At 53.3% G+C, this 14,705-nt stretch carries 13 protein-coding genes; 10 read left to right on the forward strand and 3 right to left on the reverse strand.

Features of this window, described 5'->3' with window-relative positions:
* Positions 1-72 precede the first annotated feature (72 nt).
* Complete coding sequence (locus BHW66_RS10380) at positions 73-2,319, reverse strand: NPCBM/NEW2 domain-containing protein (RefSeq protein ID WP_253822173.1); 2,247 nt, start codon at positions 2,317-2,319, stop codon at positions 73-75.
* A 162-nt stretch (positions 2,320-2,481) separates the two neighbouring features.
* Between BHW66_RS10380 and BHW66_RS10385 the strand changes: the two genes are divergently transcribed.
* Together BHW66_RS10385 and BHW66_RS10390 are read left to right on the forward strand one after the other, a co-directional pair.
* A complete protein-coding gene (locus BHW66_RS10385) occupies positions 2,482-2,949 on the forward strand; it encodes a hypothetical protein (protein ID WP_022198498.1) in 468 nt (155 codons plus the stop codon).
* A complete protein-coding gene (locus BHW66_RS10390; RefSeq protein WP_012419535.1) occupies positions 2,946-3,764 on the forward strand; it encodes an alpha/beta fold hydrolase in 819 nt (272 codons plus the stop codon). Before BHW66_RS10385 ends, BHW66_RS10390 begins: the two co-directional genes overlap by 4 nt.
* An 8-nt stretch (positions 3,765-3,772) precedes the next feature.
* On the opposite strand, the gene tsaE is transcribed toward BHW66_RS10390, so the two are convergent.
* On the reverse strand, positions 3,773-4,183 hold the full coding sequence (gene tsaE, locus BHW66_RS10395) for a tRNA (adenosine(37)-N6)-threonylcarbamoyltransferase complex ATPase subunit type 1 TsaE (RefSeq protein WP_232051451.1): 411 nt from the start codon (positions 4,181-4,183) through the stop codon (positions 3,773-3,775).
* 127 nt (positions 4,184-4,310) lie between these two features.
* On the opposite strand from tsaE, the gene rplU reads away from it, so the two are divergent.
* From rplU to BHW66_RS10425, 6 genes are all read left to right on the forward strand, one after another.
* Positions 4,311-4,628, forward strand: coding sequence for a 50S ribosomal protein L21 (rplU, locus tag BHW66_RS10400; RefSeq protein WP_012419537.1), 318 nt, complete (start codon positions 4,311-4,313; stop codon positions 4,626-4,628).
* 26 nt (positions 4,629-4,654) lie between these two features.
* Positions 4,655-4,918 (forward strand): 50S ribosomal protein L27, encoded by a 264-nt coding sequence (gene rpmA / locus BHW66_RS10405; protein ID WP_012419538.1) that lies wholly within the window; start codon positions 4,655-4,657, stop codon positions 4,916-4,918.
* Positions 4,919-5,073: 155 nt separating this feature from the next.
* The gene (locus BHW66_RS10410) at positions 5,074-5,514 is read left to right on the forward strand and encodes a transcriptional repressor (protein ID WP_012419539.1); all 441 of its coding nucleotides are present in this window, start codon (positions 5,074-5,076) and stop codon (positions 5,512-5,514) included.
* 15 nt (positions 5,515-5,529) lie between these two features.
* Complete coding sequence (gene sufC / locus BHW66_RS10415) at positions 5,530-6,288, forward strand: Fe-S cluster assembly ATPase SufC (RefSeq protein WP_022198500.1); 759 nt, start codon at positions 5,530-5,532, stop codon at positions 6,286-6,288.
* 23 nt (positions 6,289-6,311) lie between these two features.
* On the forward strand, positions 6,312-7,748 hold the full coding sequence (sufB, locus tag BHW66_RS10420) for a Fe-S cluster assembly protein SufB (protein ID WP_022198501.1): 1,437 nt from the start codon (positions 6,312-6,314) through the stop codon (positions 7,746-7,748).
* A gap of 11 nt (positions 7,749-7,759) precedes the next feature.
* A complete protein-coding gene (locus BHW66_RS10425) occupies positions 7,760-9,013 on the forward strand; it encodes a SufD family Fe-S cluster assembly protein (RefSeq protein WP_102758751.1) in 1,254 nt (417 codons plus the stop codon).
* 41 nt (positions 9,014-9,054) lie between these two features.
* Here BHW66_RS10425 and BHW66_RS10430 read toward each other — a convergent pair whose 3' ends face one another.
* On the reverse strand, positions 9,055-11,313 hold the full coding sequence (locus BHW66_RS10430; protein WP_146023946.1) for a YfhO family protein: 2,259 nt from the start codon (positions 11,311-11,313) through the stop codon (positions 9,055-9,057).
* Positions 11,314-12,137: 824 nt separating this feature from the next.
* Here BHW66_RS10430 and BHW66_RS10435 point away from each other — a divergent pair.
* A complete protein-coding gene (locus BHW66_RS10435) occupies positions 12,138-13,640 on the forward strand; it encodes an arylsulfatase (protein ID WP_012419544.1) in 1,503 nt (500 codons plus the stop codon).
* Between the two features lie 84 nt (positions 13,641-13,724).
* The gene (gene bioB, locus BHW66_RS10440) at positions 13,725-14,690 is read left to right on the forward strand and encodes a biotin synthase BioB (protein WP_012419545.1); all 966 of its coding nucleotides are present in this window, start codon (positions 13,725-13,727) and stop codon (positions 14,688-14,690) included.
* Positions 14,691-14,705: the final 15 nt, after the last annotated feature.

Consider the following 14,705-nt stretch of genomic DNA (forward strand, 5'->3'; position numbering starts at 1 on the left):
AAATATGTTGCCACCGGATATACAATCCGCAAAAAAATGTTGTTTATACGGATATTGCGTAAAATAAAAAACTTATCCACCAAAGCGGACCTGATCTGATGGGGTATTTTCCAGCTTGCAGTCCTCAAGGGTCCATGTGCGGGGAGGCAGCACCTTGTTATCTTTAATCAGAATATTGGCGCATCTTCTGAATTGGAAAGGTTTCTGCCCCCATCCCTTAAACTCGTCATTGTAAATGACCTTATTATTGATGAACTTGAGGTTGTCCGTGGAAATGGCGAACAGCAGCGGCACATCGAACGTCTTGAAAACATTATTTTCTATCAGCACATTGCGATGATAGTAATCCCTCTGCCTGTCCAGCTGCTTGACTTCCGGGTAAATGGAAATAATGGCATTCGTAAACTGGTAACGCGAGGTCAGGTTGTTAATGAATGTATTTTTGCGGATCACCACTTCATGGCAGGCGCCGCTTTCATACCACCCCTGGGCATCCCCTGCCAATAGAATGGCGGAGCCGGAGGAATGGTCAAACAAATTGCCCTCCACCAGCACTCTCTCCGGCGTTGTAAAAAGAGATCCTCTGGCACGGTTGTTGCGGACGATATTGTTGCGGAAAACCACGGAAGGGTAAAAATCCGCATTCTCCACGGCATCCCCGGCCCTGACGGAGGAGGGGAGCGGCTCTTCCACCGTAATCACCAATTCCGCGGAATTCTTTTTCACTGCCGTTTTCACGGTGGCCGTTCCGCCGGGTTCCAGCGTAGGACCGTTGATGAAACGGATTTTTTCACCGGGAAGAAACACCTCAAACCCCACCGCCTGCCGATGCATGTATTTGCACTTCAGGGTATGGCTGTCCACTACTTCCATCACGCCCAGGCAGGTGGAATGGACATTGATGGCGTCATCCATCATCCCTTCGAACAGGGCTTTCTCCACCACGATTCCGCCCCGGGTATTGGAAAAATGGGTCGCGTCCGCTCCGGCGGTGTGCACGCGCCCCGTGCCTTTCCTGACCATGACTCCGCCGCCTTTCATGTGAAAGTCCTCCGACCGCTGGACCAGCAGGGCCATGCCTGAGCTCTGGTGCAGAGATACGTCATTCAGTGATGTTTTCCGCGCCCGGTACACCACGCATCCCGGATGGGGACGGTTGTAATTCCGCAGCACCAGCGTATCCCCCGGCTTGATTCCCTTCTGCCTGAGGTTCCAGTCCAGCCGGAGACGGCTTCCGCCCAGCGGCTCCACATGCCCGTTCCAGCCGATGTCCGATGTATTGGCGATAATATGTCCCGTCCCCTTCTCAAAAGCCATGCAGTGTCCCATCCCTTCTTCCCAGCCTTTCCCCTGGAAAACGAACCTGTTGTTCCGGATTTCGTAAGGGTAGGCCTTTTTGTCTATTTCCACTTCCGTAAACCGGTCATCCGTCTTCACGACGCGCGCCTCCGTGCACCAGGACCGTTCGTAATCCACGGATAAACGGTTGATGCTGATATTTTCGCTGTCCATCACCAGCAGGGGAACCACCTTGCCGTGAAAAAGAAACAGGGAACCATTGCCCTCCACGCGGACATTCCGCAAATCGGCCAGAGGCACACACACCGGATGAATCAGCGGCTGGTCATGGTTGGAAATATGGAAACTCATGTTCAAAGCCCCCTCCGGATAAAAATGGTAAATGCCCCTGGGGATGTTCAAAACGCCCCCGCCCTGCCTCCGGAGAGCGGAAACGGCAGCCCGCAGCGCCGGCCCCTGATCTTTTCTGACGCCGGGAACCATGCCGAATTCAGAGGCATTCACCACAGTTCCCGTCTTCCCCTGCCCACTTCCTCCCGTCTTCCAGGCCAGATCCACCCAGTTTGCATGGTCGTAGGAATTATTGTCCACCCGGTCGGCCATCAGGTAAAGATGCCGTATGCCGTTTTCCGCCACCGGAACGGAAAACTTCTTCGCGGCCATCCCCCTCCTCATTACGCCGGAACTCCATAAAACCTCGGACCCGCTCATCACGCGGAATTCCACGCTTCCGTCTCCATCCGCACCGTCATCAATGCCGCACGCCCCTTCCAGCCTCAAAACTTTCGGGTTTTCCGGAACGGGCAGGGGAATCATGGACGTAGCGTGCGTACCGATTCCCGTGGCATATTTTTTGCCGCCTATGCTCAACTCCGCATTACTGAAAGACCGGTCCAGCCGGGTTTCTCCCGTCTCCTGGCGGGCCATCAGCAGGCTGGAGGCAGGAACTTTTACGGCTATGGTTCCGGATTGGGCAGCTTCTTCCTCGCCCCGGGACTGTGCCGGGAATAATCCCGCCAAACACGCTGCAACTACAAAACTCCATGAAAACATCCGGCTGAACATATTTTTTATACTCTGTTCCCGTATTCCTTCTATCAGAAAAAATATGGATCGTCCAGAAGCTTCCATCAGAGAAAAAGAGAGATTGCCTTCCATACCGAATTCAGGGACACTGTCTCCATGCGATCAGCATTCTTCCTACTGCCCGGCATCCTGCCGGCTCTTTCCGCCTGCGGGCGCGGAGGCGCCACGCTTGAAACGGATAACGTCCAGGCGGAATGGTTCCCCAACGGCAGCAGAACGGCGATTGTCCTGGAAGGGGAAAGCGAACCCGTTTCCGAACGGGAAATCCGGCATCCCCATTCCGGCATGACTCTTTTTTACCATTCGCTGGGGGACGGCAGAGGAACTTTGGAAATCGCAGGAGGGGTTCCGGAAACGGCTACAGTAACATACAGCCAAGGAGCGGCTTCCGCGGAGCTGCATTTCAAAACGGCCTCCCGGGAAATACTTCTGAATGACGTACGCCGCCCGGACGCGAATGAAAAAACGGCCTTCCTGAATGGCTGGAGCAGCCAGGAACGGGGCACAGCCCTGCTCCGTTCCGGGACAGCCGGAGCCATGACCACGGAAAAAAACGTCCCATGAATCTTCTGAGAATACTGAAAACGGGAACATGGAAAATCCCGTGCGCACTTCTGCTTGCCGGGGTTCTGGCTCTGGCATGCGTCCAGTGTTCCGTCCGTTCCCTGGTGTACCTGCCGCCCCAACCCAAGGACAAAACCGCGTATCTGGAAAAACGTGCCGCCTGGGAACCGCATCGGCGCACCTTCCACCATAATGGGGCCAAACTCAGCGGATGGCTTATTGAAAAAAAGGGGCAGCCCCTCCTGGTATATTACGGAGGGAACGCCATGGATATTTCCATGATGCTTCCCTACCTGGATCGTTTTCCCCATGCCAAGCTCCTGGTCAATTACCGCGGGTACGGGCTCAGCACCGGCTCTCCTACGGAACAGGATATCATGGGAGACTCCCTGGCTATCCTTGACTCCGTGCTGAAGGAAACCGGAAGAACGCCGGACGACGTCATCCTGGTCGGGCAAAGCCTCGGTTCCGGAGTCGCTACCCAGGTAGCCTCCGTCAGACACGTGAAAAAACTGGTGCTGCTGGTCCCTTTTGACAGCCTTCTGGAAACTGCTCGCGGTCTCTTCCCATACCTGCCCGTCAGGCTTCTCCTTCCGGACCACTTCCGGTCAGACCTGGCCGCGCCCAAAGTCGCCTGCCCTGTCAGCATCCTGGCTGCGGGAGCGGATGAAGTCATTCCTCCGCACCACGCCAAACGGCTCCGGGACTGTTTCTCCGTACCGGTCAGTTACCAGGAATTCCCCGGAGCCATGCATAATACCATCTGGCTCAGCCCCGGCTTTGATAAAGCGTTTTCTCAAAGCATCGGGTACTGATCTCCGTTTTATTCCGCAGGAGCCAGAGACACGCGGCGCAGGCAGCTTCCTTCATGTTCCAGCAGCAGCCATGAGGTTTCTTCCGGCAGCGCTTCCGGAAACAGGTTGGCCCATTCGACAATGAGCACAGTCTCTCCGTCCAGATACTCTTCCCACCCTATGCCGGTCAGCTCGGACTCATCCTTCAGCCGGTAAAAATCAAAATGGCATGCCGGCAGGCGTCCGTCAGCATGCTCATGCACCAGGGAAAATGTCGGGCTGGCAGCCGCCTCGGAACTCCCCAGCCCCTCCATAATGCCCTGGGTCAGGTGCGTCTTTCCGGCCCCCAGCTCACCCACCACGCCCAGAATTTCGCCGGGCATTAAAATTTTACCTATTTGCCTCCCCAGCTCCCTCATTTCCTCCGGGGAATGAGTCAAAACGGGGCCGTTTCTAAAAATTTTATGCCATTCGCTCATTTTTTCATGAAATTTTGCTTGTCTAAAATAAAGTCATATGGTTTATTGCGGCTCCCGCATCTGCGGGCGAACCTTAACAGTGATAGCAATGGCATACGCAATTTTCAAAACAGGTGGCAAGCAGTACCGCGTCCAGACGGGCGACGTGATCGACGTTGAATGCATCAATACCCTCGAAGAGGGGGCCGAAGCAAGCTTCGATCAGGTGCTTATGGTGGAAAATGACGGAAAAGTGACCGTCGGCACCCCCATGGTGGAAGGAGCTACGGTCTCCGCCAAGGTGGTCAGCCAGTTCCGCGGCAAAAAGATCATCGCTTTCAAATTTAAGCGCCGCAAGGGCTTCCACAAGAAAAAAGGTTCCCGCCGCGCCATGACGAAGCTGGAAATCACTGCTATCAACGCCTAATTTCAACCCTTAATTTTTATTATCTTATGGCTCACAAGAAAGGTCAAGGTTCTGTCAAGAACGGTCGCGACTCCCGCAGCAAGCGCCTCGGCGTTAAAAAATTCGGTGGACAGGAAGTGATCGCGGGCAACATCATCATCCGCCAGCGCGGCACCAAGTGGCACCCCGGCAAGGGCGTAGGCATGGGTCGTGACTACACCATCTTCTCCCTGGTGGACGGCCGCGTGTTCTTTGACCGCGAAGGCCGCCGCGTCAATGTGGCTCCGGAAGGATCTGAAGCCGCCAACTAAAATACGGATTACTCTATCTCCCTGCAGGGGCGGCCATCCACAGGGATGACCGCCCCTTTTTCTGTCCTTCTCCGCGCTCCAATAAATAACAGGAATTGTTCTTGCAAAACAATAGCCCCTCCCCCACTATCCACGCAGAGCATGAAAAATAAGATATGAATCCCAAAACAGATTCCAAGCAGGCCGTCCGCACTGCCTCTACCCTGCCGGTCATTTCCGGGTTGAGGCTTACCAAGCAAAGGCAGGAAGTTTATCAGGTTCTTCTGGAACAAAGGGATCATCCAACAGCCAATGAAGTTTACCAGCGGGTACGCAAAAAACTCCCCAGCATCTCCCTGGCCACCGTTTATAACTGCCTGGAGGCGCTGGTGAACCACGGCCTGGTCAATCAGGTCAACTTTGAACGCAGTTCTTCCCGTTTCTGTCCCAATCTCGTTGAGCACGGACACTTCCAGGACACCCGGACCGGACGCATTTACGACATCACCATCAAGGAAGGCGTGGAACTGAAGGAATTCATCAACTTGCCCGACGACGTGTGCGTGGAAGAAGCCCAAATCACCCTGAGGGGTTCCATCACCACGCCGCAGGGCTAACTCTCTTTCATCATCATGAGTCTGGTCATTAAAAATTTGCACGCCAACGTGCAAGGCACGGAAATACTTAAAGGCATCAATCTGGAAATTCCCAAGGGAGAGGTGCATGCGATCATGGGGCCCAACGGCTCCGGGAAAAGTACTTTATCCAAAGTTCTTTGCGGACATCCGGACTATGAGGTAACGGAGGGAGAAGCCTGGCTGGACGGACAGAACCTGCTGGACATGAGCATTGACGAACGCAGCAGGGCGGGACTCTTCCTGGCATTCCAGTACCCCATGGAAGTTCCCGGCGTTTCCAACGCCAACTTCCTTCGTGCGGCCATGCAGGCCCGCATGCCCCATGGGGAGGAACTGGATGCGGTCACCTTCTACAAAACGCTCTATGCAAAAATGGACCAGCTCGGCATGGCCCGCAAATTCACGTCACGCGCCGTTAACGAAGGTTTCTCCGGGGGAGAGAAAAAGCGCAATGAAGTGCTGCAAATGCTTCTCCTGGATCCCCTCTATGCCATTCTGGACGAAACGGATTCCGGCCTGGACATAGATGCCCTCCGCATTGTCTCGGAAGGAGTCAACTCCATGCGTTCCCCTTTCCGGAGCTTCCTGGTCATCACCCACTACAAACGCCTGCTGGACTACATCAGGCCGGATGTGGTCCACGTGCTGGCTGACGGGCGGATTGTCCGGACCGGAGGCGGAGAACTGGTGGACGAACTGGAAAGCAGGGGATACGAGTTCCTGAAAGAAGCGGAAACAGCGGAAAAGGCATAACGCCGCCAATCCGGCAATCAATCATGAGCGATACACCTGACATGTCAGAGAACGGGAACACACAGAACCTGTTTGACTTCGACCGGAGCAAGGGGAACTTCTCCTTCCCGGAACGCCATAAATTTGATGCCGGATACGGCCTGACGGAGGCCACCATTGACTACATCTGCGACGTCAAGGAAGACCCGGAATGGGTGCGCCAGTTCCGCAAAAACGCGCTTGCCGTTTTTGAGAGCAAGCCCATGCCCACCCACTGGGCTTCTCCGGATATTAAAAAAATAGACTTCTCCCAAATCCGCTACTACCTCTCCGACGGAGAACGGCCCAAACGAAGCTGGGACGACGTGCCGGAGGATGTAAAGCGCACCTTCGAACGCCTGGGCGTTCCGGAACAGGAACGCCAATTTCTGGCGGGCGTGGAAGCCCAGTACGACTCCGAATCCGCCTACTCCAACATGAAGGAGGAACTCCGCAGCCAGGGCGTCATCTTCGTCAACTCCACGGAAGGCCTGAAACACCATGAAGATGTCTTCCGCCCCTGGTTTGGAAAAGTCATTCCCACGGGAGACAACAAATTCTCTGCTCTGAACAGCGCAGTATTTTCCGGAGGTTCCTTCATTTACGTACCCAAAGGGGTTAAACTCAAACATCCTCTCCAGGCGTATTTCCGAATCAACTCGGAAAATTTCGGGCAGTTCGAACGAACTCTCATCATTGCGGATGAAGGTGCGGAACTCATGTACATGGAAGGATGCACGGCACCCCAGTTTGAAACTTCCACCCTCCACTCCGCCGTTGTGGAACTGGTCGCGCTCAAGGGCGCGAAAATTCAGTACGTCACCGTGCAAAACTGGTCCTCCAATGTCTTCAACATGGTCACCAAGCGCGGCCTTGCCATGGAAGATGCGGAAATCCGCTGGATAGACTGCAACATTGGTTCCGGTCTCACCATGAAATACCCGGCTGTGGTGCTCAAAGGCAGGCGCGCGCGGGGGGAAGTCATCTCCATCGCTCTGGCAAACACGGGCCAGCATCAAGATACGGGAGCCAAAATGATCCATGCGGCGGACGACACTACGTCCAACATCGTTTCCAAATCCATCAGCATCGGCGAAGGGCGCGCCAGCTACCGGGGCCAGGTAATCATGGGCAAAGGGCTTAAGGGGTGCAGGAACAACACGGAATGCGACGCTCTACTTCTGGCAGCCAACAGCCGTACGGACACCTACCCTGCCATCACGGTAAAAGGGGATGGAGGCACGGTGCAGCATGAGGCATCCGTCTCCCAGGTCTCTGAAGAAATGCTTTTTTACATGCAGCAGCGGGGCATCCCGAAAGCTGCGGCGATGTCTCTGGCCGTCAATGGATTCATTAACGACCTCGTTCAGGAATTCCCCATGGAATACTCTGTGGAGCTGCGCAGGCTCATTGATCTGGAAATGGAAGACAGCATCGGATAAGGAGGGAAATAATGAACCACTTGTTTAACGAAGAACAATTTTCCGCAGGCTTTCTTCCCGCATGGTTTGAAGCCCGGCGCCGTCATGCCCTGGAACAGGCGGAACGGCTTCCGGAACCTTCCCGCCGCATGGAATCCTGGCGTTTCGGCACCCCCGGCAACGAATCCCTGGAACATGCTGAAGCGGCCCTCCCTGTGGCGCCGGAAGCCTTGGCCCCCATCATCAGGGAACATGCCTCCATGCCGGAGGCCCTCCGCATTGTTTACGCCAACGGGCTCCCCGTATCCATCCCGGAAGAGCTTCCGGAAGGGCTTTCCGTCATGGATATGGAAGACTTTGTGCTCCAATGCCCGGACACCGCCCGGAAATATTTGGAAACAGAGACGGAAACGCTCGGTTCCGAAAAACTGTCGGCATTGACTATGGCTCTCCAGCACAACGGGCTGGTTATTATGGCGGACAGGGAAATCTCTCTCCCTCTGGAAATACTCCACTTCATTTCCGGAGATAACGTGGCCGTTTTTCCCTCTACGCTGCTCATTGCGGAAACCGGAAGCCGCCTGCACATTCTGGAACGCCACCTTAGCGCAGACCATGGCCGCCAATTCTGCGGAGCGCTCCAGCAATACCACCTTTCCTCCGCGTCATCTGTCAAATACGCGCTGGTTCAGGAACTTAACAGCCGTTCCCGTGCCGTGGAGCTTTCCCATATTATGGCGGATGATTCCGCGGAAATGGAACATCTCGTCAGCCATCCCGGCGCAGCCTGGGCCAGACAGGAGACGGTCTGCATCCTGAACGGAGACGGCGCAGGAGTCCGCCTGCTTTCCGCCAACCATCTGAAGGAAAACAAGGAGCTGGACCAGAGGACCTGCCAGAAGCACCTTTACCGCGGAGCCTCCAGCAACCTGCTTTATGCCAATGTGCTTGACGATGAAGCCAGCAGCATTTTCAGCGGCATGATCCTGGTGGCGGAAGGCGCGCATGACACCAGCGCCTATCAAAGCAACCGCAATCTCATTCTCAGCCCCAGAGCGGAAGCCAACTCCATTCCCGGCCTGGAAATCCTGGCGGACAGAGTGCAGTGTTCGCACGGTTCCGCCACTTCCTCCATTTCCCCGGAAGAAATTTTCTACCTGCTTTCACGGGGCATTCCGGAACAGACGGCGCGCAGAATGATTGCCCAGGGCTTTCTGAAACATGTCTTGGACCAATTCGGCGATGAAACCATACGTACCGCGGTAGAAAGCATCATCCTGCCCTGACCGCTATTTCATGAAACCCAAAAAGACGGAGAGACGGTCCCCTATCCCTCCTTTTCCGTCCTGATATTAACGCGCCGCTGCAAGAGAGCCGCCACAAGCAGAAACAGAGCAGTTCCCCCCATCATGCTGTAATACCATTCACGGTAAGGCGTATGGTACTGCAGGAGGATTTCCGTCTGCTGTTCCGAATCCGGAACAGAAACAAGAATAGAATAGCGCTCAGTACTGGATAAAGGAAGCTCTTCCCCCTTCCCGGTGCGGGCGCTCCATCCCCTGGAATAGCTCTCAAGAACAGACAATTCCTTTGTTCCTGGCGGCACGGTGACATGGATCTTATTATTCGTTCTCCAATCCAGAACAACAGGAGAAAAATGATTCTTTTCCCCCTGGGTTCGGACAAAATAGCGTCCACGGTACAAGGGATTTTCCAGCAAGAAGAAATCTTCCGTTTCCTGAACCAGATTCCACCCGTCAAAAGACGGCCTTCCGGCTTTGGCATCACACAACAAATGAGAAATGCCGGCCATGGCATAATCTTTCGGATAATAATGTCCATCCGACAAAGGTCTCAGATATCTGGGCTGCACCGTTTCATAACCTGAGGCCAACCTTATTCCATATGTGGATAAATGATTAGTACATAAAAAATCCAAGTCATTATGAGGATTGACGATAACAACGGCACCATCCCCCACATGTCCGCGAAACTCGGACATCCATTCCGGTTCTTTATAAAGATAGCCGCTTTCCGGTTTGTCGGAATAGGCAATCCATGAAGAAGAAAACACTATTTGTTCCCCAAAGGTACATAATACCACAAGTCCTGCCCACCACTTCGGATAACGGCTGGATATATTCAGGCGGGAACAGGCCCAGCCCCCTACGCTGACCAGTAAAATCAATAAGGCATTGCGCCAATCCCAAATCATCAGCTGGTCCAGGAGACGCTCGCTTCTGAGCAAATACCAGGAATGACGGTATTTTTGCTGAGAAGTCGTTATGTTTCCGTCAATAAAGCTATGCAATTTTAACAGCAATGGTTCATGGAAACACTGAACTGCCACCGATACGGCAAGCCATATACACAAAATCCCAATTCCCCACCATGCAAGTCTGCGCCAGATAGGAAGAACCGGATGCCGCCTAAGGTCAAATAACTGCCATCCGGCAAGCCAGCTCATTCCAAAAGCCATCACAACCGTGGAGCGTGAATAGAGGAAAGTGGAAAGAGGTGTGCATGAAACAATTAAACTGACAAGAAAACAAAACTTGGCGGTCAACGGTGCCCGGCGGTTAAACAATGCCAGAACAGCCAGCACAAAAACAACTCCTCCACCAAATTTGATATCGAATAAATCAGCGCCAATCACTTTGGAAATACTGATTGTCTGAGGAATGCCGAAGAGCGTCGGCATCACAGATGTGGCCAGAAAAGGAATATTTTCCAGCCCCCAGACAAACGGCAAGCTTTTACAGCCTTCCATGCGCGGCAGGGTGTCCACAAAAACATCCAAGGAAAGCAACGCCGCCAAAAATCCGGAGATCAAATAAAAAGATGATGATTTCAGAAAAACTTTCCAGGACCAGCGGTCTGCCCGTTTCCACCAATCCGCAAGAAACACGCACAGCACCAGAAGAAAAACAAAGAGACACGCTTGCAAATGGCCTCCTCTGAATCCAAGAGCAATAAAGAGAATAGAGGGAAGATGCACCCATTTGTTTTTCCTTCTCCCTTCCAACAGGGACCAGACAATCAACGGCGCCCAGATTATTCCGCCAAGCCACCGGTCATATATCCACATAATAAACTGGGAATAAAAACTGAAACTCACAGCTCCCAGCAATACGTACGGAATGGGAATTCCCCTGGATTTCAGTAGAATGATCATCCCCAGCCCTGCGATAAAAAACTGCAGCAAGATTCCCGCATCCCATGCCGTCCAGAAAGGAAGAAAACCAAATAACCAATGATGCCAATCCCCCGGGCTTAACATGGTATTTTCCGGCAGTGAAGTCCCATTGTGAGTATAAGGGTTCCATCCCATATACCCATCACTTTGCCAGGACTGCTGCATCGCCCAGCTATAAGGTAAATATTGAGAAGCCCCATCTACGTTATATTGGTTATGGACTTCCTCCATTGGCTGAGTTGCGAATGGTTTGAACAGGCATTCCACACAATCCACCGGGGCTAAAACCTTTCCTCCAAACACGGCAGGAGCAAAAAAAAGCAGTACAAGTACTGCCCAAATTATTATCCCCCACCACAAGGGAATTTTTCTATTTTTTTTACAATTCATTTATAATAAAAATCTGACATTGGCTCCTCATGCATCCCCAAAGAAAATTCCTGTAAATTAACGAATGAATTTCTCCACAGAATTGTTAAAACCGGCATCCATCGTTCTCCTTCAGCCCTGAAATTAAACCAATGAATCGGAACGCCTTTTTCTAGCGGATTTACAATCCGTTACGGACAGTAAAAGAAAAAAACTCTTGTTCTCAGGGAAAGTGCCGCTCTTTATACGGTTATTGAAACGTGACTCCGCTTCAACATGCAACGAACTCTATAAAAGAGGGTTTGCCAAAATTCTACTTCAGGCCCGGATATCGTAGCAATTTCCCGTATTCCCGTCACCAGGGTGAGCCCAGGCAAATTTCTGTGCTACGTAAGAGGCCCTGATACGTAAAGAAACGACGTTGCAAGTTCTTTTCTCTTAGAGTTACAGCTTGACTCCGGATTGTAAATCCGCCCACCTTCTCAAGAAAGCACTATTTCATTGAAAAATGCTTCACCCAGAATTATTTTCATCCTGAATTCCCAGTTAAGCATCTTAAGAAAAACATCAAAAAATCTGGCCGGAATGATATGAAATAGCCTTGCAGCCGGTTTATGACCTGTCCGACAAGCAAATTGCTGCCACAAATATTTATGATTCATCATTCCATATAAAAATATAAATAAAAAGGAACCGGACAAACAGGAACGGCGCGAATAAATAAATAATCCGAAATAAAAGGAATCCGAAAGGCTCACCCTGTGAGCATCTCATCCGGCATCCGGTAAGGAAAACGAAACTATTTTTTGAAACAAGGAAGAGTGTTTCTCCGTTATTATTACCGTATGGTCACATTTTACAATATCACTCTCTCTACCGCCTTTTCCCTGCTGATGCTGTCCGTGGCGGAAGCGGCACGGCCCAATGTGGTTCTCATCAATGCGGATGACCTTGGCTGGGCGGAAGTGGGCTGCTACGGCCAGAAAAAAATTAAAACCCCGAACATTGACAAGCTGGCCTCCGAAGGACAGCGATGGGTTTATTTCTATTCCGGAGCTCCGGTTTGTTCCCCTTCCCGCAATGTGCTGATGACGGGCAAGCATACGGGCAACTGCGACGTACAGGATTTGAAACGCGTGGACGCGGGCGAAAACTGGCGCGACCTCAAAGGAGACTGGCCCATCAGAACGGAAACCTACACTCTACCGGAAGCCATGAAAAAAGCCGGTTACGCCACAGCGGTGTTCGGTAAATGGGGTATTGGGGATTTCGGTTCCACCGGAGCGCCGGACAAACACGGCGTGGACAGGTTCTATGGCTACACGGACCAGAAAGCCTGCCACACCTACTATCCTCCATACCTCTGGAATGACGGAAAGAAGGAAGTTCTCAACACTTCCCTGACAGCCGCCACTATCGGACACGGTTCCCAGCCCAAAGGGGAAGTTCTGGCGGACACCTACCGCGCGGAACAACACAGTTCCGATCTTATTGCGGATAAAATGCTGGAATTTGTGAAGGAAAAGGCCCATGGCAAACAACCGTTTTTCCTGTATTACGCCCCGCTGGAACCCCATGTGGCCATGCAGCCTCTTCAGGAATGGATTGACCGCTATCCCCGCGAATGGGACAAATCCCCCTACCGCGGCAACCGGGGCTATCTGCCCCATCCCCGCCCCCGGGCCGCCTATGCAGGCATGATTTCCCAGATGGACCACAACGTAGGACGCCTGCTGGACACGCTGAAAGCCTGTGGCCTGGACAAAAATACCATCGTCATTTTTACCAGCGACAACGGCACCACGCATGATGCAGGGGGGGTGGACCACCGGTTCTTCAACTCCGTAGCCGATCTCAAAGGTTTGAAAGGGCAGCTTTATGAAGGCGGTATACGTGTCCCCGGCATTATCCGCTGGCCTGGGAAAATAGCCCCGGGAAAAACCATCACCCAGCCGGCCTTCCATGCGGACGTGATGCCTACACTGTGCGCTCTGACAGGAGCGGATGCAGGTTCTCCGCTGGGAACGGACCTCTCCCCTGTCCTTCTGGGCAAAAAATCCGCTCTGCATGACAGGAAGCCCCTGGTCTGGGCAGGGGGAGGCTACGGCGGCCAGGTAGCCGTGCGTTTCGACTCTAAGAAAGTCATCCGCCGCAACCTGTTTCCCGGTAAAAAACCGGACAACTGGGAAGTGTACGATATCGTGAAAGACCCCGCAGAGAAAAATAATATCGCCGCAGAAAACCGTGACCTTATCAACAGAGCCATCGCCATTCTGGACAGGGAATATCAACCCGCGCCCGGCTTCCAGGCCCTGCGTTACAAGGCCCCGGAACAGGTAGCCGAATAAGAGAACGGGAAAGAAGGTTCCACGATCCGCCTCCTTCGCCATTCTGACCTTGACGTGAACGGAGCCGGGGTTAGTCTTTCACGCATGAGTTTGACATCATCCCTCCTTTCCAGGGTGCTCGGAGGCGGTTCCTGCTCCAGAGAAGAATTGATAGCCCTCAGCCGGGAACCGCTGGAAGAATTGTGCCAGGCGGCCAACGCCATCCGGGAACATTTTTGCGGGAATGTCTTCGACCTCTGCACCATCATCAACGGCCGCAGCGGCAAATGTTCGGAAAACTGCAAATACTGCGCCCAGTCCGCCCATTACTCCACGGCAGTGGAGGAATATCCCCTTTTAAGTGATGAAGCCCTCCTGGCGGGGGCCAGGTACAATGACGCACGTGGCATTCTGCGCTACTCCATCGTCACCTCCGGCAAGAGGCTGACGGATGAAGACGTGGACCGGCTCTGCGCCAGTTACCGGCACATCGCCGAACATTGCGGCATCTCCCTCTGCGCCTCCCACGGCCTTATTTCCAAGAAACACTGCGAGCAATTGAAAGCCGCAGGCGTTTCACGCTACCACAATAATCTGGAAACTTCCCGCCGCAATTTCCCTAATGTCTGCACCACCCATACGTACGACGACAAACTGCAAACCATCAAATGGGCTCTGGAAGCCGGGCTGGAAGTTTGCAGCGGCGGCATTATGGGGCTTGGAGAGACTATGGAAGACCGGATAGACATGTACATGGACATCGCGGCGCTGGGCATCAAATCCATGCCCGTCAACTTTCTGACCCCCATCCCCGGAACGCCGTACGCGGACATGACCCCCCTGGGAGAGGAAGAACAGCTGCGCATCGTGGCCCTGGTGCGGTTCATCATGCCGGACGGCTTCGTCCGCATCGCCGCCGGCAGGAATACCATGAAGGACCACGGCAGGAAAATCTTCATGTCCGGAGCGAATGCCGCCATCTCCGGAGATATGCTTACCACCGCCGGCGTCACCATCCGGGAAGACCTGGCCATGCTGGCGGAACTGGGATATGAAGTCCGCATGAAATAAGGTCCGTCCCATTTT

It is taken from the genome of Akkermansia sp. 54_46, assembly GCF_001917295.1.
Taxonomy (GTDB): domain Bacteria; phylum Verrucomicrobiota; class Verrucomicrobiia; order Verrucomicrobiales; family Akkermansiaceae; genus Akkermansia; species Akkermansia muciniphila.